This window comes from Sphingobacterium ginsenosidimutans (genome assembly GCF_039536865.1).
GTDB lineage: Bacteria > Bacteroidota > Bacteroidia > Sphingobacteriales > Sphingobacteriaceae > Sphingobacterium > Sphingobacterium detergens.
The window spans coordinates 289693-314211 of the sequence record NZ_BAAAZK010000007.1; the positions used below are offsets into that span (position 1 = coordinate 289693).

At 40.5% G+C, this 24519-nt stretch carries 20 protein-coding genes and 1 tRNA gene; 6 read left to right on the forward strand and 15 right to left on the reverse strand.

The features are described 5' to 3' along the window. Positions 1-377: 377 nt before the first annotated feature. The 6 genes from ABFX33_RS13535 to ABFX33_RS13560 all read right to left on the reverse strand — a co-directional run bounded on the left by ABFX33_RS13535 (position 378) and on the right by ABFX33_RS13560 (position 9643). A complete protein-coding gene (locus ABFX33_RS13535) occupies positions 378-1499 on the reverse strand; it encodes an acyltransferase family protein (protein ID WP_346086443.1) in 1122 nt (373 codons plus the stop codon). 64 nt (positions 1500-1563) lie between these two features. Beyond that, on the reverse strand, positions 1564-3114 hold the full coding sequence (locus ABFX33_RS13540) for a RagB/SusD family nutrient uptake outer membrane protein (RefSeq protein WP_346086444.1): 1551 nt from the start codon (positions 3112-3114) through the stop codon (positions 1564-1566). Positions 3115-3132: 18 nt separating this feature from the next. Continuing rightward, complete coding sequence (locus tag ABFX33_RS13545; protein ID WP_346086445.1) at positions 3133-6402, reverse strand: TonB-dependent receptor; 3270 nt, start codon at positions 6400-6402, stop codon at positions 3133-3135. Positions 6403-6438: 36 nt separating this feature from the next. Beyond that, positions 6439-7578 (reverse strand): FecR family protein, encoded by a 1140-nt coding sequence (locus ABFX33_RS13550; protein WP_346086446.1) that lies wholly within the window; start codon positions 7576-7578, stop codon positions 6439-6441. 66 nt (positions 7579-7644) lie between these two features. After that, complete coding sequence (locus ABFX33_RS13555; RefSeq protein WP_346086447.1) at positions 7645-8202, reverse strand: RNA polymerase sigma-70 factor; 558 nt, start codon at positions 8200-8202, stop codon at positions 7645-7647. 736 nt (positions 8203-8938) lie between these two features. Next, on the reverse strand, positions 8939-9643 hold the full coding sequence (locus ABFX33_RS13560; protein WP_167457254.1) for an LOG family protein: 705 nt from the start codon (positions 9641-9643) through the stop codon (positions 8939-8941). A gap of 117 nt (positions 9644-9760) precedes the next feature. On the opposite strand from ABFX33_RS13560, the gene recR reads away from it, so the two are divergent. Further along, positions 9761-10375 (forward strand): recombination mediator RecR, encoded by a 615-nt coding sequence (recR, locus tag ABFX33_RS13565; protein ID WP_120257865.1) that lies wholly within the window; start codon positions 9761-9763, stop codon positions 10373-10375. Here the strand turns inward: recR and ABFX33_RS13570 are convergent. The 3 genes from ABFX33_RS13570 to ABFX33_RS13580 all read right to left on the reverse strand — a co-directional run bounded on the left by ABFX33_RS13570 (position 10372) and on the right by ABFX33_RS13580 (position 12595). Continuing rightward, entirely contained in the window at positions 10372-11547 is a 1176-nt protein-coding gene (locus ABFX33_RS13570; protein WP_346086448.1) for an oxygenase MpaB family protein, read from the reverse strand. The two genes, recR and ABFX33_RS13570, sit on opposite strands and share 4 nt — an antisense overlap. Before the next feature lie 61 nt (positions 11548-11608). Beyond that, positions 11609-11971 (reverse strand): hypothetical protein, encoded by a 363-nt coding sequence (locus ABFX33_RS13575; RefSeq protein ID WP_257090186.1) that lies wholly within the window; start codon positions 11969-11971, stop codon positions 11609-11611. Between the two features lie 6 nt (positions 11972-11977). Continuing rightward, positions 11978-12595 (reverse strand): hypothetical protein, encoded by a 618-nt coding sequence (locus tag ABFX33_RS13580; protein WP_346086449.1) that lies wholly within the window; start codon positions 12593-12595, stop codon positions 11978-11980. 187 nt (positions 12596-12782) lie between these two features. Here ABFX33_RS13580 and ABFX33_RS13585 point away from each other — a divergent pair, with 187 nt between their 5' ends. Next, a complete protein-coding gene (locus ABFX33_RS13585) occupies positions 12783-14036 on the forward strand; it encodes an amidohydrolase (RefSeq protein WP_346086450.1) in 1254 nt (417 codons plus the stop codon). A 158-nt stretch (positions 14037-14194) separates the two neighbouring features. Here ABFX33_RS13585 and ABFX33_RS13590 read toward each other — a convergent pair whose 3' ends face one another. Next, positions 14195-14791, reverse strand: coding sequence for a hypothetical protein (locus tag ABFX33_RS13590; RefSeq protein ID WP_257090192.1), 597 nt, complete (start codon positions 14789-14791; stop codon positions 14195-14197). Between the two features lie 523 nt (positions 14792-15314). Here ABFX33_RS13590 and ABFX33_RS13595 point away from each other — a divergent pair. The 3 genes from ABFX33_RS13595 to ABFX33_RS13605 all read left to right on the forward strand — a co-directional run bounded on the left by ABFX33_RS13595 (position 15315) and on the right by ABFX33_RS13605 (position 18411). Further along, positions 15315-15377: transfer RNA gene (locus tag ABFX33_RS13595), tRNA-Thr, on the forward strand. Positions 15378-15778: 401 nt separating this feature from the next. Further along, positions 15779-16876: a slipin family protein gene (locus tag ABFX33_RS13600; protein ID WP_257090193.1), complete on the forward strand. Its 1098-nt coding sequence runs from the start codon at positions 15779-15781 to the stop codon at positions 16874-16876. A 113-nt stretch (positions 16877-16989) separates the two neighbouring features. Then, positions 16990-18411: an RtcB family protein gene (locus ABFX33_RS13605; protein WP_346086451.1), complete on the forward strand. Its 1422-nt coding sequence runs from the start codon at positions 16990-16992 to the stop codon at positions 18409-18411. 122 nt (positions 18412-18533) lie between these two features. Here the strand turns inward: ABFX33_RS13605 and ABFX33_RS13610 are convergent, their stop codons facing one another. The 4 genes from ABFX33_RS13610 to ABFX33_RS13625 form a co-directional block, all read right to left on the reverse strand. After that, positions 18534-19820 (reverse strand): chloride channel protein, encoded by a 1287-nt coding sequence (locus ABFX33_RS13610; protein ID WP_346086452.1) that lies wholly within the window; start codon positions 19818-19820, stop codon positions 18534-18536. A gap of 154 nt (positions 19821-19974) precedes the next feature. Next, complete coding sequence (locus ABFX33_RS13615) at positions 19975-20433, reverse strand: GyrI-like domain-containing protein (protein WP_346086453.1); 459 nt, start codon at positions 20431-20433, stop codon at positions 19975-19977. Positions 20434-20553: 120 nt separating this feature from the next. Next, entirely contained in the window at positions 20554-21414 is an 861-nt protein-coding gene (locus ABFX33_RS13620; RefSeq protein ID WP_346086454.1) for a DUF6265 family protein, read from the reverse strand. Positions 21415-21458: 44 nt separating this feature from the next. Beyond that, positions 21459-22016: a DUF4256 domain-containing protein gene (locus ABFX33_RS13625; RefSeq protein ID WP_120257854.1), complete on the reverse strand. Its 558-nt coding sequence runs from the start codon at positions 22014-22016 to the stop codon at positions 21459-21461. Positions 22017-22149: 133 nt separating this feature from the next. Here ABFX33_RS13625 and ABFX33_RS13630 point away from each other — a divergent pair, with 133 nt between their 5' ends. Continuing rightward, the gene (locus ABFX33_RS13630; RefSeq protein ID WP_346086455.1) at positions 22150-23034 is read left to right on the forward strand and encodes a DUF808 domain-containing protein; all 885 of its coding nucleotides are present in this window, start codon (positions 22150-22152) and stop codon (positions 23032-23034) included. A 73-nt stretch (positions 23035-23107) separates the two neighbouring features. Here ABFX33_RS13630 and ABFX33_RS13635 read toward each other — a convergent pair whose 3' ends face one another. After that, complete coding sequence (locus ABFX33_RS13635; RefSeq protein ID WP_346086456.1) at positions 23108-24493, reverse strand: WG repeat-containing protein; 1386 nt, start codon at positions 24491-24493, stop codon at positions 23108-23110. Positions 24494-24519: the final 26 nt, after the last annotated feature.

Here is a 24519-nt window from a genome sequence, read left to right on the forward strand (position 1 = left end):
CAGCGTCTGTCGTTGCTCCTATAGATGGAAAGTGCTTGCGAGATGAAATTAGACCTAGTTCTTTTTGTTAAAAAAGCACTTTTGGCTATTTTATCTTGTAACAGTAATGGTTTGTATATCAAATTATTGCGATTTGTCCCCCCTTTTGTCCCCCTTGTTTTTTTCTCTATAGGGTTAATTTGACTTACTTTAGTACATGCATACTGTAATGGCGGAATTAGTAAACAAATATGGGGCGTTTTCTAAAAGTAGCTACGGTATATCTTATCCATATCTTTATATATAAAAAGGGCCTAGGCCCTTTTTTTTGTGTCGTTCTGCTGGAGCTGTCTACTTTGTAGACAGTAGAAAATACCGAATTTTTTGCTTCAATAAACCTAGATTTTGATGTAGATATTCTTTTTTCTGAGGAATAAGGCTACTAACCAATTGAGGAAAACAAACAATAGGGCAAATAGTACTGACCCTAGTGTTTGGTTTGTCCAGTTTCCAAATATCGCCTGATAGCTAAAATCCCAGAGGTTTTGTTTTGTATTTGGTATCAAAATAAGGGCACATAGGCTGGGAACAATTCCACTCAGACAATAGATGAAAAGTGTGTTCTTACCAAAGTCGTCAAACACACTGTATAGCGGACCTTTGATCTTTAGAAAATCAATCAGATAAATTAACAGACTCAGAAAAGCTAAGGCTATCCCGGTTGTGAATAGGCAATAACTGCTGGTCCAGATCTTTTTATTGATGGGGAAGGCAAAAGACCATAAATATCCGGCTACCATCAAGGCCAGTCCCCAGGCAAATAGCCTGATCAACTCTTTCTTTCCCGCTAATCTTTGAATAATATATTTTCCGGTAATATAACCAAAAACAGTTTGACTGATTGCAGCGGGTGCGCTCCAGATATCTTCGGGATCAAATGCTTTACCTTCACCATGATAAAGGTGAGATGCACCGAAAAGCTTGATGTCCAAAGCTGTTCCAAACCATCCTTCCAAGCTATAGGGATCATTGGGGTTGGCTATATAGCAGATTAACCAATAGAAAAGTAGCAGAAAGATACTCGTGATAACGGCTCCCTTGTCTTTGAGGTAATAGATTAATAGTGCACTGCAAAAATAGCATAAGGCAATACGTTGTAAAACACCAAAGTAGCGGTATTTTTCCATGGACAGCCACTCCAGCTGATGCTGGCTATTCCATTCCACAAAAGGGAAAATATTTAATAAGAAGCCGATCAGAAATAATAATAGAAATCTTTTGCTGATTTTTTTTAGAAATACCGCAGATGGGATTTCTTCCATTTTTTTTAAAGAGAAAGCCATTGAATTTCCTACGGCGAACAGGAAAAAGGGGAAAATAAGATCTGTAAATGTACAGCCATGCCAAGCGGAATGTTCCAGCTGCGGATATACATGGTGGTAATTTCCTGGATTATTGACCAGTATCATGGCTGCAACGGTAAATCCACGAAATATGTCTAATGATTTAAAGCGGTTCATAAATTGATGTAAAAAAGGCCGCTTTAGTAAATTCAGTTCAACTAAAGCGGCCTCGGGTTGGTCACTAATAGCCTGGATTTTGAGTCAGGCTAGGGTTTGCCTGCATTTCCAATAATGGTATTGGTAGTAGGAGGCTATTTTGGTTAAAATTATATTTTATTGGAGTAGGGGCACTTACATTTCCTTCGTTACAGGTAAACTTGAGCTCGTTCAGCTTATTCATAACGTCCACCGTAACACCATAGCGATTTAGATCATCCCAACGTTGTCCTTCGAAAGCAAGTTCCAATCGGCGCTCATTGAGTATAATAGATTTCAGCTGACTTGCGTTGCCTGTTGTGATGTCGGGCAGCCCAGCACGGTGACGGATGATGTTAAGGGTATTCATTGCTTCGTTTGAATTGCCTAAGGCATTTAAAGCTTCAGCCTTTAACAAAACAATATCTGCCAGACGGAGCAGGTAGAAATGGTCTCCACTCTGAAAACTATTGGCGTGTTTTTGCTTGACATTAAAGGGGATTTTGGTATTGCTATCAGCACAAGGGTTCCAAAACTCATCAGCCCAAGGGACAGAAAAGAACCAGATATTGGCATTTTTTCGTTTGGTGTCACCCGCTTTGTCATAAGCATCTACAAGATCTTTAGAAGGAGTGCCATATCTGCGCCATTCATTTTCATTGATCAGTCCATTCCCATCCAGATCGGGGAAAAAGAAGGCACCTCCCCAACAACTTAAATTGGGACTTCCGGCAACATATGGGATTTCTATAATTGACTCATTGTTGTAGTTGTGTGCGCCATCAAAGAGGTCAGCATAGTTTTGAAGCAGCTGATAGCCACCTTTTCCGTTAATTACTGCATTTGCGTATTGGAGAACCTTGTTGTAATCCCGATCCGGGCGCTGTGCCCATATCTTGGTCAGGAGGGCATTTGCGGCACCTTTTGTTGCGCGAACTTTGTCGATCGAAGGTTGGCCAAATCCGTCTGGTAGATTGATTACGGCAACTTGCAAATCCGAATCTATAAAGTCATAAACCTCTTCTACAGTTGATCTTTTGATACGGATGACTTCTGGGTCTGTGCTGTTCGAGTGTTTTTCCAGTGGAACACCACCATACAATTTGACCAGCTGGTAGTAATGGAAAGCTCTCAAAAAGGAGGCTTCCCCTAAAATTTGTTTACGCCGCTCTTCTGAAAAGGTGGGGTCAGTGACTTTTCCCACATTGTCAATGACAATATTACATTTTGAAATGGCTCCATATAATTCTTCCCAATCCCTTCGAACCATGTCATTGGTATTGGTGATGGTGTTGAAATCAATTTGTCCAAAGTCAATCTCGCCACCACCCGCAGCGTGTGCATTGTCAGAGCGGATATCAGTTTGTAAAATCATCTCCCATTGGTAGTAATTGGCATTACTTCCTGGTCTTGTGCCATTTCCGATGAATGAGTTATAAGCGCCATTCATCGCTTTTTCGATATTATCACCTGTCAGGTAAGCATTTTCACTGGTTACCGTAGATGTTGGTTGTACGTCCAAAAACTTCTTACAGGAAGTGAAGGATAGGGATGCCATTAAGGCTATTGTGAGCGACGTATATAGATTAGATCTCATGTTATTCAAATTAAATGGTTAAAAGGTTAAGTTTAAACCAACAATAAAGGTGCGTGCTTGTGGTGAAGTACCGAAATCAATACCCGGAGACATATTGGAGCTCACAACTTCTTGATTGGTTGCACTGTACATACTGACCTCGGGATCTAAACCGGAGTACTTGGTAAAAGTCAATAGGTTTTCACCGGTCACGTAGAAACGCAGCTTATTAATTTTCCATTTCTCCAGGACCTGTTTGGGTATGGTATAGCCGAGTGTTAACGATTTTAATCGGAGATAGGAACCCTTTTCAACAAATCGGGAAGAGATTTTGGTATTGTAATTATCCTCCGTGGTGTTTAAATCGGGACGTGGCATCGTGCTGTTCTTATTTGTTGGACTCCAACGGTTAAGGACTTCCGCACTTTGGTTTCGAGGCTCCCACATACCTTCTGTATAAATACGTGTTGCATTGAGGATGTCGTTACCCTGTACACCTTGCAAGAAAAAAGATAAATTAAAGTTTTTGTAACTGAAATCGTTTGTCATCCCGTAAGAAAATTTAGGTGTAGCATTACCAATAACAGCCATATCGCTCGTCTGAAGGCCTGCATCGGGATCAGCCATCTGATAGATCATATCGCCCGTTTCCGGATTGACACCCTTGGCTACGTATCCCCAAAAGGTGCCTAAAGCAAGGCCTTCTTTGGCGATGGTACTGTTTCCACGACCGTCAATATTACCATCGTAATAGGTGCCGCCATCAATATTCAGAACTTTGTTGCGATTGAGACCAAAGGTTAGGGTTGTATTCCATTTGAAGTCCTGGACAAAATTCCGGCTACTTAATTCAAACTCAAAACCTTTGTTCTGTAGATCGCCAAGGTTCCTGAGGACTTTGGCATATCCCGAACTATAAGGTACACGCGAATCAAGTAAAAGTCCTACTGTTTTCTTTGCGTAATAGTCTGCCGCAATAGTCAATCGGGAGTTTAGAAAGCTCGCATCAAGACCAATATCTGTCTGGTTGGTTGTTTCCCATTTCAAGCTGGGGTTGTCCAGCGTGATTGGTGTGTAGCCCGGTACAACCTGATCACCAATGACGTACGATCCTGTCACATCTATTAAGCCAAGATAGGCGAAGGCCGGTATCTGGCTGTTTCCGACTTTACCCCAGCTCGCTCTGATCTTTAAATCGTTGACAGTATTTTTCCAGGCTTCGAAGAAACCCTCATTTGATATACGCCAGCCTGCTGAAAAGGAAGGGAAATAGCCCCAGCGGTTGTTGGGGCCAAATACCGAAGATGCATCTGCTCTTAAATTGGCCGTAAATAAATAGGTGCCATTATAATCATAACCGATTTTGGCGATACCAGAAACGGTCGTGATTGTAGCATCCTTTGCAGTAGGCATCCTTGTAATCATCGATCCGCCATTAACGGTATGGATCGCTGGATTAGCAAAGTTCTGTGTACTTATACTTGAACCTGTTGTTTGTGTTTTGGTGGTAATATACCCCAATAAACCAGTGAAGTGATGTTTTTCATTAAAGGTCTTATCATAGTTTAGGGTATTTTCAGACATCCAATACTGATTGTCCTGTTGGTCGAGCTGGGCCATTCCCTTATATTTCCGGCCTTCGGTGGTACGAAATGGATCGACAAAACTGCGGTATTGGTTGTTGTATTTCTCGTAGCCAAATAAAGTTTTGAATTTTAGTTCAGGGAGGATATTCGCCTCAGCAAAGATATTTCCGGTAAATCTATTGTTGACATAAGAATGTTCATTTCCGGTAGCCAATGCTACAGGATTATCAAGATCTGTATAAAAAGGGTCTACGGTAAATGCGCCTTTGTCACCGTAGATTCCAATCACTGGGGAACCTAAATAAGCATTCATAATAACACCATTCCGTGTATTTTCGGGAATATCCACATCATACCAGCGGTTATAAGACATGCTCGTTCCTACTTTGAATATCTTGTTGATCTGATGATCGAGATTGACTTTGAAATTGACTTTGTTAACTGTATTTGTAATGACGGTACCATTGTCTTTCTGATACGATCCTGAGATGTAAAACCCGGTCTTTTCATCGCCGCCACGTACAGAGGCCTGATATTTTTGGCTATGCCCCATGCGGAACAATTGATCTGGCCAATTGGTATCGGCTGAATATTTGGACCAATCGGTTGTTTCTCCAACTTCGGTCATCAGATCTTTGTATTGCGCAGCATTTAATACCTTTGGTCTTTTCCAGATTGTTGAAAAACCCTGATAAGTTTCGAAATTTACTAATGTTTTACCATTATTCCCACGTTTGGTTGTAATGAGGACGACGCCATTGGCACCCGAAGAACCGTAGACAGCTGCGGATGCGGCATCTTTTAACACCGAGATGCTCTGTATATCTGAAGGATTGAGTTCGGAGATATTTTCGGTAGGAACACCATCCAGAATATACAAGGGGTTGCTACCGGCAGTGATTGTCGACGTTCCGCGTACACGGATAGAGAAACCAGCCTGTGGCTGACCCGAGGATTTGACGATTTCTACCCCAGCCATTTTCCCTTCCATGGCACTAGCTAACTGGGTTACCGGTCTGTCTTCAATATCCTTTGTGTTCATGGTAGCAATCGCTCCGGTAATATCTTTCTTCTTCTGCGTTCCAAAACCTATCACAACGATCTGTTCCAATTGGTTATTTGCCGTTTTCAGTTGAACCGTCAAGGGGTTGCTGTTGCTGATCGTATTATTTACCGTTTCATAACCTACAGAACTAAAGCTTAGTTGTTGTGTCGGTGCGCCTTCTATACTAAACTCGCCTTTACTGTTGGTTTCGGCCTGACGGCCATTATCTATATTTCGGATGGTGACGCCCGCTAGCGGTTTTCCGTCCATATCAACCACTTTCCCTTTGATCAGCTGTTGGACAGTTTGATTATTTGCCTGGGCTATATCAATTTTCCTCTTTAATACAATGGTGTTGTTGACGATTTTGTACGAATACGATAGTTCTTTTAGGTTGTCATTCAAAATCTCTTCAATGGAGCCGTCCGTATGATGGATCAGAATCTTTTGATTGTCATTGATCTGAGAATTGTCGTAAAGAAATACGTAGGAACTTTGCCGTTCGATTTCTCGCGCAAACTTTGCTAATGTATATTCTTTGTCATGTAATTTGATTTTGGATTGACTCACCAAGGCGATAGCCTTGTTATTGACAGTCGCTAGGCACTGGATGGCAAGTAGGGCACCAAATAGTTTTGCCCGTTTATGCGCAAAATGATTCGTTGTAACTTTATACATAATTTAGTTGGTAAATGTGTTCTATATTTTTATACGTTAGAGTTCTACTTCAATTTTGTTGTTTTTTAATTGGCATTTAATATCGAGGAAGTTGAGTGTTTCAATCAATTGTTGCGCGGTGGAGTTGCGTTTTATTTTTCCGGTCAGTTCACGTTTTTCATTGGTTCCTTTGTAGATGATATCCACATTATACCAGCGTTTTATAGCAGATAGGGCTTCCTTGACCGGTGTAGATTCGAAATAGAAGAAGCCATTTTTCCAGGCTATCGCTTCTTCAATGTTCACGTCCTGGACAAGTAAATTGTTATTCCTGCTGAATGCGGCCTGACCTGGTTTTAACATCTTGGATCGACCGGATTGTGTCACCTGTACTGAGCCTTCGACAAGGGTGGTCCTGTTGTTCTCGTTCGGATAAGACTGTACATTAAAATGCGTTCCGAAAACCCGGATGATCTGCTGGTCTGCATTGACGTAGAAGGGTTTTTTCTTATCTGGTGTAATCTCAAAATAAGCTTCACCGGACAATGTTACCTCCCTGTTGTTGGATGCGAAAGTCTCGGGAAAGGTCAGTTTGGAGCCTGCATTTAACCATACCTTACTGCCATCTGCAAGTATGATATTATATTCTGTACCGATCGGTGTTTCTATGGTATTTGTTCTATGACCAGGATTGCTGTTTCCGGCGGTAAACTGATATTGAACCGTACCTTCGGCGGTCGTCGTGATCTTTACCTTTGCATCTTGATGTAGAATATGCTGTTTATTGTCGGATAGATCTATTTTGGTTCCATCTGCCAAGATTAATACAGCAGCTTTTGTCCCAGGATGAACCACTTTTTGAACTGTAGCTATTTTCGTTACTTGCTCATAGTCCGTGTGCTGTACGAGATAAAGCGGAAGTCCAAATAGGAGTAACAATGCCGCAGCAATTCCAGCCAATTTGTACCATCTGGAAATCGGTTCGATTTTGGAGCTTTCTATTTGCTGTTTGATATTCGAAAATAAACGTTCCTTAAGCTCTTGCTCACTCGTTGCGATTTGCTCGGGAATAGGGAGGGGGGCTTCATTGTTTTCTTTATACCATTGCAGTAAATACGCCTCTTCTTCTTCCGTACAGGTGCCTTGAAGCCATTTATAAGCTAATTGCTTAATATCAAATTGATTGTTATCAACCATATTTAGGGGGTATTTTCTATATAGTTCCCGAAATATGGCGGTACCCTGACAGTCGGGTGAAAAAAATTATAAAGTAATCAGAAAACGCTGAATACCAGTGCGTATTTTTTTTAGGGCACGACTTAATTGGGTTTCAACTGTCTTCACGGAGATATCAAGTTCATCCGCAATTTGTTTGTAAGTCAGTCCTTGTTCACGGGATAGTTTGAAAATAAGCTGGCATTTCTCGGGTAAGGTTGAGACAACTTGTTCCAACCGGGCTCGCAATTCCTCAAATTGAAGCCAATCTTCGGTGGAGTTATCAAAATCTACCCAATCGTTATCCTGTTGAAAGGCTTCTCGTTTATAACGCTGTGCCAGATATTTAAAGACCTTGTATTTCACAGCGACAGCGAGATAGGAGGAGACGTTGCTCTCTATATGCAATTGCTGTCTTCGGAGCCAAATAGAAGTGAAGATATTCTGAACGATTTCCTGTGCATCCTCCAGCGAATCTGTTTTTCGGGCAGCCTGATAGTAGAGCTTCTTCCAGTAGCGCTCATACAATGCTTCAAAAGCGATATTATCATCCTGTTGAATCAATAGAATCAACTCTTCATCCGAATGGCTCCCACTATCTTTCATCTGACACAATAATCTGTTTTTCTTCGGTTATGTTATCTGACTATATAATTTGTGTTGTAAATGTAGTTACTAAATTAGGAATATTCCAATTTTTAAAATTAATATTGCCAGCCCAATTGTATAAGGTATTGTCTGTTTTGGCCTCTCGGCCTATAGTTCGTTTTTCAGTAAATAAGCTAGGCGTTGAGCTTGGTTAGAAGATCTGAAAGGATGAATAATCGTAGCGGTGGACGCTGCTCTTATATACAGCTGAATGCGCTTTATTGTGTTAGGTTTGGTTATCTAGTAGTTAAAATGGATAAAGGCGTCAATTTTTGTATTTTATCTGTTTTCAGTAGTCTAATATCTCGTTTAAAGCACTGTTAAAGTACATTTCGTTTTGTAACAAAATAGTACTTTATCTGTGCTTCATCTGTACTTAAGAGGTACTATATCCGTACTGGGGAAGTGAGACCGCTATATACCTGCATCGAACGAACTGATAAGTTGTGCTTTTTTTTAACTGATGTATTTGAAATATTTCTTTTTGTTTAAGGTTAAAATGCTGTTTATTTATGCCTGACAAACACGAAGTGAAGTAGTCGTATCAATGCGAATAAAAAGTTTTAATGCTAGGATAGGCCTGATTTTCATTAGGATGGAAGGCTGCGGATAGATGGCGTGTGCATGAAAACACAAAAAGAGTACCCAAATTGTTTAGATACTCTTTTTTGTGTTTTATTTAATCTTATAGCGATTAGAAGTTCGGTTTCAACAGATACTTATCATAGAAACGGAAAATATGATCTGCTGCTTCTTCAGCTGTATCAACGATGCGATAAAGTTTGAGATCTTCTTCACTGATATATTTGTTTGATAACATGGTATTTTGCACCCAGTCCATAAGGCCTTTCCAGTACTCTGAACCAACCAATACAATTGGGAAGCGGGCAATCTTACCTGTTTGAATCAAGGTAATCGCTTCAAAGAGTTCATCCATTGTTCCAAAACCACCAGGCATAACGATATAACCTTGGGAGTATTTCATAAACATTACTTTTCGTACAAAAAAGTATTTGAACTCAAGTAGTTTATCCCGATCAATATATTTGTTGTGAAATTGTTCAAATGGAAGTTCAATATTCAAACCCACGGATTTTCCGCCAGACTCATAAGCACCTTTATTCGCTGCTTCCATAATCCCCGGGCCACCTCCAGATATAATACCATATCCACGTTCAGTTAGTAGCGCGGCGATATCTACAGCCATTTGATAATATTTGTGTTCACGTGGTGTGCGTGCCGAACCAAATATGGATACACAGGGGCCAATTTTAGCCAATTTTTCAAATCCGTCCACAAATTCTGACATGACTTTAAAAATCTGCCATGAATCTTTAACCTTAATTTCCTGCCATGTTTTGTTCTCAAAAGCGCGGATAATTTTATCTTCTTTTGTAATGTCCATATATAACGTTATACATTTAATTTCTAAAACCCATTTTTTTTCAAAAAGGAATACAATATAGCTATTTTTTTAATACTAGCTACTTTTTGCGATTATTCTTACATTTGCATTATGAATTTTTCTTCTAAACTTCTTGAGAACGCGGTTGCGGAATTTGGTAAATTACCGGGTGTGGGACAAAAGACAGCCCTAAGGTTGGTCTTGCATTTATTGAAGCAATCCGATCCCGAGGTGGCCCGTTTTACGGCGTCCATCGACCGTTTGAAAGAAGACATTCAATATTGCCAGGAATGTTTTAATATTTCGGATCATGCGACCTGTGAAATATGTGGATCGTTTAAACGTGAAAAGAGCCTCATCTGCGTGGTGGAAGATACACGTGATGTTATGGCCATTGAAAACACAAATTCTTACCAAGGTGTTTATCATGTATTAGGGGGGCTGATTTCGCCAATGGACGGAATAGGTCCTGCTGACCTTAAAATTGAAGGACTACTCAACCGTATTCAACGAGGTGGTGTTGAGGAGGTTATTTTAGCGCTTTCAGCAACGATGGAAGGGGACACAACCATCTTTTATCTGTACCGGAAATTGCGCGAGTTCAATATCAAGATTACAACAATCGCGCGCGGTATCGCATTTGGAGGTGAATTGGAATATGTCGATGAGCTCACCTTGGGCCGGTCAATCGCCACCAGGGTACCTTACGAGCGTCATGTTGGCTAGTTGTATTTCAAATAGATCTGTTTGACTCCCTCATGGACTTTTCGGCCTTTCCGTATTTGTTGTTGCCTAACCTCATCCTTTAGGATCTGGCTATTTTCTTTTTTGTTTTTAAGAATGTTGAAGTAGGCAATCTTACCGATCGTTGTCTTTTCCAGTCCCAATAGGTTGCAGGAGTAATTTCCTAGGAGATAGTTGTTATAGTACAAATGTACCTCCCGCATTAATTTTCTGCCAAACTTGCTTGTCGGGTAAGCTGCATGTACGGGTTCTTCCATAAGGGCCCGGGCTAATGCAATGCTGTCCTGATCGCCTTCTTTTTGGGTCATGGTCCAATAGTATAGGGCTTTGATGGCTTCTTCCTCCGTGTCTGGAAGCAGATCCAATGGAATACCCAATAAGCTCCCGATATACTTCCAAAGGTGCATAATTCCATTTATTTCGCTTTCTAATAAATTGAATTTCATTTGTTTAAGACCTATTAGATAAACTAATGAAAAACCTAAGTTTGTTGCCAGCATATCCCACGCATTTAAAGGGATACCCCATTTGTCAGTGTCCCAATCGCCATGTTTCAATATATTCAAGCGAGCGAAGGAATGGATACATCGCGTCAATAAAATGGCTTCAAAGCCAATACCACCTTTTCGTAATGCCTGGTCAGCGGTGATGTCGACCCAAAATGTTACCGTCTCGGTTAAGCGTTTGACGGCACCTTTTTTAAGTGCTCCAGTAAAAATCAAGGGTTTATTGATCGCGCTGGATTCATAACCACCCATGAGACAATAATCGCGTAATACAATGAGTCCAGTCAATCCTGAGCGCTGACTGAGCGCAATTCCCTGTTGTACTTTCTGCCAATCGAGCCACTGAGGCTCTATAGTCAAGGTGTTCATAAAATCCGAAATCAGTTTATCGTAAATGCTTTCGATGGCTTTGCCCTGCAGGTAATCCCGAATCAATTGTTGCCCTTTTGTAAAGCCAATTTTCAGATGTAAATGTTCTACCAATCGGTCGCAGGCCTCATCGTACTGATATAACAATGGAATATACTGATCCGCATCGGCCAGATTTGGTTTATTGGGCAACTTATCTAGCAACTTAACACCGATACCCTTAGTCCAATAATAGGAAAAGGAGGTTGTGTTAATTTTATAGCGCTCGGGGATTTTCATTTTTAAATGGGATACCTAACTTGGAATCAACTGATCTGTTATCGATTTTAAATGGATGAATTTATTGAATTGTCCATAGTGTATAACTTCCTTCTGCATAGATTTTTTTATCTTCTTTTGTAAAGTTAAAATCCATGTAATCTGTCTGGCAGGAAGAGATATCGCTACAGCAGAATTGTCGGGAAATTTTGAAATGAAGGCGAAAGGAACCCTTTAGTGTCATGCGATCAAAGAGAATATTGCTGATGCTAAAATCTGTCAGTGTCGGAGCACCATCTTGATCATCGAGTTGACCAACAACATGATCATTAATCAGTCGCTGCTGTTCGGTGCCTAATAAGTCTGAGAATTGTATTGGATCGTTTCGCAGCGATTCAAAGTTGCTGTCTCCTGTTATTGTTAATTGTATGCTGATATCTGCCATGTCTTACTATACATTAAATGCTCTCCAGTTAGGGATGTACAAGTTATAGATCGCTTCTGATTCTTTCTTGTTTTTTTTGGAAAATTTACAAAATGCTGCTAAAACAACCAGATTAATCTGTTCTTTATCAAAATCGATCAATCGGGATGAAAAATGGATTTCATTGCCCTTGATTTTATAATTCCTGTTAGATAGCTTGCCTATACGGATTGCTGAAATTGCGTAGTTGTCCAGCTGTTCTTCCCAATAAGTTATCCTTTTGATCAGTTCATTGTATAACAATTCCTGACTCCAGGACTTGAGCAACTTGAGTGTATTTACAATCTTTCGTTGGTGAACGCAGATACTGCTTGATTTAAGTTCAATAACAGGTGCCGCTGAGGTATGAAAAACCTTAACCAGATAGGGTTTTGTAAATAAATGATAGGGATTTTCCAGGTAGGAATAGGACTGATCATGTCCGGAAGGTGTTGGCGGATGGAGTCTGATATATTGCTTGAGGGAGGCAATATCATAAAAAGGCGGTGCATACACACGAAAGGGGGAATCTGTCCCTTGAATTTGGATATAATCTTTGTCCCAACTGACTATTTCATAAAAATTGTGATCAATTTCAATCTGCATATTACGAAAGTGGTGTTTTATAAAACGAGTTCAAAGTAACTATATTTTTATATTAAACACAGGATTAAGAGAAAATTCATGCAGACTTGATATTTTCGACCACAGCCATAATATTTACAAATGTTGTGATAATATCTACAAAGCAAAAGGGGCTAAATAGCTTAGCTTTGAAAAAAATGATATTTTCATGAATGAACTCAATCAGCACAGCGAACAGTATACATTAGAAAATGTACGATTGGAAACAGGTTTTCTCTATCGTGAAGGGAAAATTGTTGGAACTGATACGGCACTCTTTACGGTAACAATAGCGGGCGGTAAGATAAAGGAAATTCGGCCGGGTCAGACTACAGTTGGCTCTGGTGGATTTGATGCGAAGGGAAAATTGGCATTACCCGTCTTTAGGGATATGCACATCCATTTGGATAAAACCCTTTATGGTCTACCTTGGAAGGCTGTATTTCCTAAAAATAGAACCGTGAAGGATATGATTGCCCGCGAGCAGGAAATTATTCCGGAACTGCTTAAAACCTCGGTGGAAAGGGCTGAAAAGCTAATCATGTTGCTACAGGGTTACGGAACTAATTTTGCAAGAACACATTTTAATGTCGATCCAACCTCTGGAAGCAAATCATTAGCAAATCTATTGCGGGCATTGGAACATGTGAAAGATTCCTTTGGCGCAGAATTGGTTGCTTTCCCACAACATGGCTTATATTATACGGACTCCGCTGGGCTGATGAAGGAAATTGCCGCTTGGGATAAGGTTGATTTTATAGGTGGTCTAGATCCCTATAGTATCGATGGAAGTATCGAAAAACCCATGGACTTGACTGTTCAGTTAGCTTTGGACAACAAAAAGGGAATCGATATCCATCTGCATGAGGGGGGTGAATCTGGTGTCAAAACGATCCATTACTTAATAGATAAAGTACTTGAGAATCCCGCACTGCAGGGACGGACATTTATCAGTCATGCTTTTGCATTGGGCTATATGTCTCAAAAAGATCTTCAATATACAGCTGAACGCTTGGCTTCCGCCAAGGTCGGTATTGCGAGTTCAGTCCCGTTTCGCAATATGCTGATGCCGCTGCCTCAACTGCGGAAAGCAGGAGTGGAGGTACTTACCGGAAATGATAATGTACAGGATCACTGGGGGACCTTTGGTAGTGGCAATATGTTGCAAAAAGCAAACCTTGCTGCGCAACTCTATGGTTATGAGACGGAATTTGATCTGTCCCGTTGCCTACACTATGCGACAAATGGAAAATTACCTTTGGACGATAGTGGTCAACAAGTATGGCCAAAGGTAGGAGATGAAGCGAGTTTCCTATTGGTGGATGCAAGCTGCTCTGCTGAAGCTGTATCACGTATCTCAGCTGTCGATGGCCTACTGCACAAAGGGAATATCGTCAAGTGGAGCAATTCGCCCCAAATTTAATCGGCCTACACGCCCCATTTATTGTTTTATTATATTGCCACTTTTTATCCGTTAGTGATAAAAAGTGGCTTTTTTTGAATTGTCTGTCAGCTCGGTATACTGGTCAGAAAGAACCTTACGTTGATTATTCTGGCTGTGCTGCGGAAAGCACGAAGATTTTATTGTACAAAGCTTGTCTTGCAATAATCTATTTTATAGTTGCTGTTTTCAAGAACCAGCTGAACCTCATTTTGCGTTTTTATATTGTTACCATAATCTATAAATACGCTGTACTTGTCTGTGCTTAGCTTCTTTATTTCGACGGTATTAATGGCTAGGGCATCATCATTACCTCGGCCGAATAACCACATTTCCTGCGTGTAGAGCGGGTAAATTTTTCCCCACTTCGCTTTGTATCGCGCTTCCGCCTCCGGTAATTCTGCGTCTGTTAGATTGGAGGGGCCATAGATTTCATTGGCATCTGCTAAGAACTCCATAAAACGTGCCGTGCAGAGGGCTTCTTCCTTGTCCAGATAATAGCAATACTTCCCTGATTTATCATCATTGCAGTGAAAAATGTGCTCCAGCCATACTTTGGCTGGATCAAAATCTGTTGTTGACTTTACCTGATCGCTGGCTTTGGCAGTATCAGTGCTACTTTTTGTTGTTAGGCTGTCGCCAGCGGGCTTTACAGTATTATTTTTAGGCTTTGAACCCGTGCAACTTGTAGCGACAAAATAGATAGCCAGTATAACCAATAATGTTTTTGCTCTCATTTAGTAAATTCCAATTAATTATAACGGTGTAAAAATAGCACTTATATCAGAAAGCTTTCTCATGGAAATCAGTGATATTTATTGTTATCTAATGATCATCTATGCAAATCTCTCGTCTAGTCACTGTTAATCTACGCAATATAAATGCGCAATTTGGGCTCTAATTTTTAATGCTAACATTTGTTTTTAAATTTTTATAGCTTATTATCAGTATGTTGTGCTTGTTTTTGTTATTTTATTTGTGTTTTATTTTATTGCGCAAATGGTCTGCATGTTAACAGAGCGATCTTTGTAATGTCAGCAATGATAAACGTTCTTTGATGAAACTAGCAAAATGCTTTTAAGATATGTACTTCTTTTTAGGAGAAGTATAAAAAGACTCTTATTCTTTGATTTGCATCCTAGTCTCCTGTTTCTGTATAGCAGGATAGTATTGTTCCCCATGGGACTCAATATACTGATAAAAAGAGGAGAATGAGAGAAGGTTGCCAGGGTTGAAGGTTCGAATCCTTCCCTCGAAAGAGGTAGCTCAAGGGTAGAGCACGGCAGTTCCGTTGTAGGTCGCAGGTTCGACTCCTGCTCCTGAGCAATCAGGATAGTTCAGCTTGGTTAGAACAACAACTCAATCGTGTGGGTTCGAATCCCACTTCCATTTTCGGATGGAATAGCATAAGGGTATTGCACAGAATTTAGGTTCTGGTTTTGAAAGTTATACCTTCTTTAAAAAGGTTACTTAAATAAAGCTTGCTATAGTCTGTCCGGCACTGAGGAGAACTTCGTTTTTCTTCATGGCAGTCGGTGTGGAGCCCGTGATCGGGAACATCTCATACAGAGACGATACAGGAAGAGCGTTGTCGTGGATCGCTAAGGCGGCCATTTCGAGCGCTTCTACGGTAAAGCTCCGTATGGGCTCTTTTTGATCCCGCTCGGCATTGATGGACAGCTCATAGCAAGTTTTGTCATTAGAAAATAGTATAAACAATAAATATGATGAAAAGAGTACAAGTAAATGTCAATGAAATTGGATTGGTGGTTAAAAATAACCAAGTTATCCGTGTATTGGAAGCCGGTAAGTACTGGTTGGGTTTCAGTGAAAAACTGGAGGTATACAATAGGGCAAATTCGTTTCCGTCTAACCATAACATTGATGTGCTCTTGCAGGTGGAGGGCTTTCGTGAACTGGTGGATATTGTCGAAGTGGCGGATACGGCAATTGCGCTGGTTTTCTTAAACAATAATTTTGAAAAGACCTTGGCAGCAGGTAGACATGTGTTCTGGAAAGGGTTGCAAGTGCGCAAATTTCAGCTGGAGGATATTTCGGAGATCGAAATACCAGTTTCTGTCAACCGTCAATTGTTTGAAAAGCAAACGTTGGCTTATTATATCCGTCAATACAAAGTTGAACCAAATGAAAAAGGATTACTTTTTGTTGATGGCGTGTTTACAGAAATTTTGGATTCAGGAACGTATTACTGGTGGAAGAACGCAAAGACTATTGCGGTGTCAAAAGCAGATATGCGTGTGTTAACTTTGGATGTGGTAGGTCAGGAGATTCTATCGCGGGACAAAGCGCAAATACGGATCAATTTCACGTTGCAATATCAAATCGTTGATATCGTCAAAGCGTTATTGGATAATAAGGAATATGAGAAGCAATTGTATGCTGTGATGCAATTAAACCTTCGGACATATATCGGTCAGATGACGCTGGATGAACTGATGGACAAGAAGACAGAGATAAGCACTTATATTTTGCAAAATACGATGGAGTATATTGCTGGATTAGGCTTACGTCTATTAACTTGCGGAGTCAAAGATATTATTCTGCCAGGGGATGTCCGTGATATCATGAACCAGGTGTTGATCGCTGAAAAGCGCGCTCAGGCAAATATTATTATGCGCCGTGAAGAAACTGCTTCGACTAGAAGTTTGCTGAATACTGCAAAACTTATGGAGGAGAATGCAATGTTGTTTAAATTGAAGGAAATGGAGTATGTGGAGAAAATTGCCGAAAGGATCAATAACATCTCTATTTCGGGAAATGGGCAGATTGTAGATCAATTAAAGCAGTTGTTTGTGAAGTAACAACAAAGGGAAGTTAATAAAATTGAGGATAAAAGAGGTGCGGGTAGCAATTGTAAAGAGGTATTGCTACCTGCTTGGGATTGGAAAGATCCCCCTTGTTAAAAAAGATGAAAATGGAAAATAAAAGAATTAATGGCAATGATCTGATTGCATTAGGATATAAAGAGAACCATACATTGGGTGCTGCGTTGAAAATCAACAGCAAGCGACATGGTTTTACGCGAGCAGAAATGTTAGCCAAATTTAAATCTGTGCTGGAAAATCCAACAGCGTATACTGAAGATATTATTTTCAGTGTGTTGGCAGAGGCCATATTAGGACAGGATGTTGTTGATGCGACATTAATTGCATTGAATGAAGATCCTGTGGAGTATACGATTTATGGCGCGTCCGGAATAGAAGCAGGAGCTAAAGAACAGATGAAAGTAGCCATGAAGATGCCGGTTACTGTTGCTGGCGCTTTGATGCCCGATGCCCATCAAGGGTACGGACTGCCGATCGGCGGTGTATTGGCCACTGATAATGCTGTAATTCCTTACGGAGTTGGCGTTGATATTGGTTGCCGAATGGCTTTGTCCATCTTTGATCTGCCAGCATCCTTATTGGATACAGATGCGGCGACATTAAAAGAGACTATTCTGAAACATACGCGATTTGGTGCCGGAAATGGCTATCTGAAGCATGAACGTGTGGATCATGCCGTCCTGGACAATAAATTGTTTGCAGAAAATGATCTGCTTAAATCCTTAAAAGATAAGGCATGGACACAGTTAGGTTCTTCCGGTGGAGGGAATCACTTTGTGGAATTTGGGATTGTGGAGTTTGTTGAAAAGGACGAGGTGCTGAACGTTGATAAAGGACTTTACCTGGGTTTGTTGACACATTCGGGATCCCGGGGTCTAGGCGCAACTGTGGCTGCTCATTACACCAAATTGGCGAAGACTTTATGTAAGTTACCCTATCAAGCTCAAAATCTGGCTTATCTGGATTTAAATACAATGGAAGGACAAGAATATTGGTTGGCAATGAATCTGGCTGGTGATTATGCTTCGGCCTGCCATGAAGTTATTCATGACAAGATCAAAGATGCTTTGGGGGCGGAGTTACTAGCCAAAATTGAAAACCATCATAATTTTGCATGGAAAGAGACCTGGAATGACCGGGAGGTTGTGGTACACCGAAAAGGAGCTACTCCTGCGGCAAAAGGCGTAATGGGAATTATCCCGGGTTCCATGGCTACTCCTGGATTTCTGGTGCGCGGAAAAGGGGAGATGGCTGCTATCCAATCGGCATCTCATGGTGCAGGACGATTGATGAGCCGTACACAAGCAATCAAGACGCTTTCCGCTGCTGAGTTGAAAGATATGCTTGCTGATCGGGGGATTACACTTTTGGGAGCCGGGATGGATGAAGCACCCATGGCCTACAAAGACATCCATACCGTCATGGCCTCGCAAGAGGAGTTGGTGGACGTCGTCGCAAAGTTCTCACCAAAAATTGTCCGTATGGCTGATGATGGTAGCCGCGAAGATTAGGGGTATTTTGAAGCTTTATTAAATTAAATAAAAGGATCAAATTCTTAATGAATTTTGATCCTTTTTCTTGTCTGTTAGTATTTTCAATTTGGAGACAGACCCCTTGAAGTCAATGCTGGCTGTTAGTTATGGGCGACTTCCTTGTAGGTATATACATTATAAGGATAGATCCTTTTGGAAAGTATTTTGGCGATGACACTTACCACTAATAAGGGTGCAAATAGTAGATAACCTGAAGGGACGATGCTGGCAATAATGAAAATCGCAGTAAATGGTGCATGGATGGCAGCAGAAAGCATCGCTGCGGCTCCAAATAGTGCAAAATTAATGACAATAAGATGGGTGCCCAGATAGTGATTGCACAGTTGCGCAAAAAATACACCTAAAAGTGCGCCTGTTACAATACTGGGGGCGAAGACACCTCCATCACCACCAGCCCCTAGGGTAAGTGCTGCTGCAAGCGGTTTTAATAGGACTAATAGCAGTAACGGAAGAAAGTAGAGCCAATTGATAGATCCATGTAAACTACTTTCCAGGATTTCTCCGAGACCGTGATAGCTGTCTCCATATAGGGCTGGCAAAAAGAAGATCAAGATTCCCACTGTAATGGCTCCCAAATTGACCCGGATAAAATTATTCTTTATTCCGGCAAAGAAAGATTTTGCATAGATCACAATTTTAGTGAAATACAAGGCTAATAGACCAGCGATTAGGCCTAGTAAGACGATAAAAGGGACGGCCTGCCAGTGCCATTGCTTCGCTGCAAAGTTGAACAAAGGACTGTCATCCATATAGTGTACGAATAGCGAGGCGACCAACATGGAGCTGATGCCACTGATCAATAGTGTTTTGTTGTATTTTCTGGCGATGACTTCAAAGGCAAATAACAAGCCACCAAGCGCACTGCCAAACAATAGTGTTACACCGGCAATAACACCCGCGCAGATCAGTTCTGTTTTATAGGCCCAAGCAGGGTGAAGACGCTTATAGGCCTGGTTTCCTACAGTGGCTGTGGCTACTACAGTAGAAACTTCAATACCAGTTGATCCGCCAAAAATAACGGTCAAAAAGCCGTTGATATAGTGGGATGGTATTTTGAAAAAAGGCAAATGATCCTTTCGTGTTTCCAGCGTTGTGTAAATCTCCTTGATTCCTTTGTTTTTCCGGTTTTGAAAAGCATACTTTCGTAGAAAATATATTGCCGTAATACCTACACTTGGTAATAGGATAAATAGTCTAGGATCCCAGTTTAAAACGCCTTCAGCTATTTTTTCCTGTACATATCCGGTCATATGTTTCAGGCTGAAAGCGAGTAGGCAACATAGCAGGCTTACGAAAACTGAACTTCCGATTAATTTTATGTAGCTGTATCGTACGATTTTCTTACGGTGGGCTGTGGTGTCCTGCATATTAGTTTAATTAAATCGGCACAAAGGTAAAAGATATTTTGGCTAAAATAAATGCAAGAAAGGTCCGACATACGTTTTGTTACATAAATAAAAATTGTCAGGGCAATAACAGGCTTGACTGTTATTGCCCTGAATGATGTAACAAAATCTTTGGCTATTGGAGTGCAATGAAAATATCAACCTTTGCCTGCTCTGGGTTTTGTGCTTCCTCACCGTATATTTCAAAATCTGCTGAAAATGCTCTTGGAAGACCGGCTTCCCAGATGTTTAACCAGGCATCGTAAACAATACCTGCCGCCAGGTTTCCTTCAGCCTCAACATGATGATACAGACTTTCTTCGATGCGTATGCCATCCATATCTTCCGGGAGATCATCAAGATGAGCGACCTTACAACCTAATAAAGTTGTGTAGGGCAAGGTGTGATCCCTTTCGTATTCTGTGTAAACACAATAGAGCTCATTGGATACTTTATTTGGAATCCGGTTCATGATATCATTTTCGAAAAACCGGGCCCATAGTTCAGGAATATCTTTGGCGGCTTGATTGTTCTGATTGCTTGTACGTATAGCAATTCCAATAATATTGAAAGAAGGTATAGATCTATTTTCCATGCGTTTTATATTTTTCTCAAAAATAGATTTGACAGCTGACAACAGCATGTCATTAGGGAATGCTGGATTGAAAAAAATAGATTCTTCCCAATGGATCCAAAATCTTAGGTAGGTAGTAAATCAATGTTCTTTTTTCCATATTTTTTCAGAAAAAGGTAGGTATTCGGATAATGCTGCTGAGCCGTACCAAGAATAGTATAGGGGTTCCAAAAGACCATTTTTAATTGCTGGATCTGTCTGAAGTATTTCTTTGGCCTGTTCAATTGTTGCAACCTTATTGAGGATAAAAAGACCTCGAAAGCCACTGTCATTTTTTCCAAATGGGCCAGCTACAATCAGCTGCCCATTCTTGACCAAACGGCCAATATTTTCCATATGTCCTTTAAAGCTTTCGCCGATCAGTTGTTTATCTGTGGTTTTATTTTGGCCAGTTTTTAACAGCACGAAAATATAACTTTTCATCCCATAGTCGTCAGCGCCCAACTTGGTAGCTAAGTCGCGATCATAATTGGGGTTTTCACTCAGACTGTCAGTTTTTATTTTGTGGACATAAAAAGCATGTGCTTTTCCGGATTTCCCTTCAACTGAAATATGAATACGGTCTCCGGCAAGCTGTTTATAACGTATTCGGTTGGGAAAATCGTGGTGCTCATTGATAAACGAATAGGTGCTATCCTTAAAAGTCAATTCAAAGTCTATTTCTTTTCCATTATTTTGACCGATTACCAAAGCGGTGTAAATAACTTTGTCGCCGAGTTTTTTGATTTTCAGATACTCACTGACGATTTTTTGGCCATTTTTAATGCTGTAAGAAACACCCTTTAATTCACCGTCGCTCATGCGATCCCAGTGTTCATAGCGTTCTTTATCGGCTACTTTCCAGGTGCCCTGGAGAAACGCGGGAAAGGGGGCTTGCGCGAATACTGATCGCGAAAACAAGATGCAGATGAGGCTAAACCATAAGATGATAGACTGTTTCATTTTTGATGTAATCTATTTTAAGTTAGCTTTTTATTCTTTTTTGGTTAAACGTATAATACTGCTCTAAAGCCACGTGCGGCATAGTAGGAGATAGCGCCATTGTGGTAGGTGAAAACATGATCATACCGGCGGTCACAGAATAGGGCGCCTCCGAGTTTACGGATATCGGCCGGTGTCTGTATCCAGCTTGATGTTTTCAGGTCAAATTGCCCCAGCGTTTGTAACTGTCGATATTGTTCTTCCGTTAGCAATTCGACTCCCATCTGTTTAGCTGTTTCCATGGCACTGCCTACCGGTTTATTTTCCTTTCTGGAATCCAATGCGGACTGGTCGAAACACAAACTCCTTCTTCCTTTTGGGGTTTCCTCGGCACAGTCAACAAACAAATAAGCAGCATTAACCGGATCTATTCCGATAACATCAGGTTCGCCACCACTCTGCTCCATTTGATGTAGGCTCCAGATCTTGGTCGGGTTTTCTTCCAGTTTATGTTGTATCTGCTCCCATACAAGATCCTGATGTCTGTTCATATTCGTATCAAACCGCTGCTTCAGCACTTTGTATAATGCTGCCTGATCCGTAGCTGAAAGTGATTTTTTCATATTTGGTATAATTTGAATCTAAAATACACAATTAAAATAAATCTGTTTATAGTCGATTATTGTAATCCAATTAAATTACTTATTTGGGAATTGAATTAAATTTATATTTTTACGTTCAAATTTTTAATAAAATATGGCTTCAGGAATATTTGCAATATTAGATGATATTGCGGCTTTAATGGATGATGTTGCAGTTGCTAGTAAGATAGCAACAAAAAAAACAGCTGGAATTCTGGGTGATGATTTGGCCGTGAATGCGGAGAAAGCTACCGGATTCTTAGCATCTAGGGAATTGCCCGTTCTGTGGGCCATTACAAAGGGATCTTTAGTGAATAAACTGATTATCGTTCCCATAGCTTTACTACTGAATGTCTTTTTTCCAATAGCCATCAAATATATCTTGATCTTGGGTGGATTTTATCTGGCCTTTGAAGGGGTTGAAAAGATTATCGAGTATTTGTTCCATCGTAAACATGAGACCGGCGAATCCAATGTTGAGGAGGTTGTCGAAGAGAATAATATGGATGCTGAAAAGTCAAAAATCAAGGCAGCTATTACGACTGATTTTATTCTTTCTGTGGAAATCGTGATTATTGCATTGGGAACGGTACTTGATAAAAGTCTGACCTTGCAAATCATTACTGTTTGTGTGGTTGCTTTGCTTGCTACAGTTGGCGTTTATGGCATTGTAGCATTGATTGTCAGGATGGATGATGCTGGATATAAGTTGATTAAAAGTGCAAAGGAAAAAGGGCCATTGGCCAGTTTAGGCAGATTGCTGGTTCGCGCTTTGCCTTTTATTATCAAATTATTGGCTGTGGTAGGTACGATTGCCTTGATTTTGGTTTCGGGTGGTATCTTTTCGCATTATATAGATTTTCTACACCATGCATTACCTAATTTTCCAAGTATGGCTAAGGAATTTTTGTTCGGCTTGGGCGGTGGTATTATCGCGGTGCTGCTTTTTACAGTAGGTAAGAAAATTTTCGGCAAAAAGAAGACAGTAAGCGCGAATTAATAGCGTAAATAGATAAAAAAAATAGGGCTGGTAATCTTTACCAGCCCTATTTTTTTGAATAGCCGGTTATGCTTTAGATTTCTTCGGCTACCGCTTCAGCAGCTGCATCCAATTCGACCTGTTCACCTTTTGTATTGATTAGAATGACGTCATCTGAGCCTTCTTTCGAGACGGATGCTACACCATCGCTAAATGCTGTTGCACCGCTGTAGATAAAAGGAATGGCAATTTTTCCCTGACCATTTAAATAGCCGTATTTGCCGTCTTTACTCGCAAGGAAAAGATTCGGTTCTTCGGTTATTGAAATAAAATCATAAGCCGGAGCCAATGTTTTGTTTGTTTTAATATCAACGAGACTGTATTTGTCATTTTCGACACTAATAAAATGTGTGCTATTATTCTCGGAAATGAAACTATAGCTAGCCGGTACAGTTATTTTTCCAGCTTGATTTAAAATGCCATATTTTTCATTTTGTTGAAAAACAGCGTAACCACCATTGATAAAGGAGATCATATCGTAATTTGCCGGAATAAGGACTTTACCTGCCTTGTCAAGTATCCCATATTTTTCTTTTAGACCGAATAGAAATTGTGCCGAATTATCATCATAGCTTAAATATTCGTATTGAAAGGGGATAACTGCTTTTCCTGCAAGGTTGATTGCACCATATTTCTCATTTTTAAACTGGACCACACTGATTTCACCTACAAATGGTGTAATGTAATGATATTGGGCAGGCACGATGATTTGTTGCGCATTATCTTGCAATCCCATAAGACCTGAGGTACTGTCTTCAAATAGGTAAAGGTTTTCCGCCATTTGATTGCTTTCCTCACCCTCTTGGCCTTCTTCGTAGATAGATTCCACTTGATCGTAGTCTTCGGGAACAATAAAGTCATTGTCATTTAACTGACTGTTTGCGACACTTTGTGCGACAATATCTACGCCAAGAGGTGTGGTTACCTGAAGTACGGCGCCTGGAATTTTTTTGAAGATATCAAAACCTTCCCAATAGATAACAGGTAGCTTCTCGCTATACCAGATGGACAAGTTGGTATTACCTTCAATATCTTCCATATTGGGAAGCTCAATCTGTGCCAGTTTGCAAGGATAACCCGCAATGGTTTTAGTTTGACCGGGAACTAATTTTATGGAGAAGGAGGTTGCGTCCTCTTCGTGTACGGTGTATTTCGATAGGGAGGGATAAAGGATCGTTGATTTATCTTCATTCTTTTTCGCAAGAAAAATGGACTCTTGTCCCTCCGCCGAAGATATAACTTTTATTTTGTCGTTACTGACGTATGCCTCATAAAGTGAAACAGGGCCTTCTTGCTCCGTGCCGCCACTGTTGTTTGCGAATACAATAGCATAACTAATTTTAAATGCCTTATTGACCTGCGCGAAAGATACCGTACTGGCGGCCATTAATACGGCGAATGATAAGAATGTTTTTTTCATCTATATAAATTTGCTTTTTTTGGTGA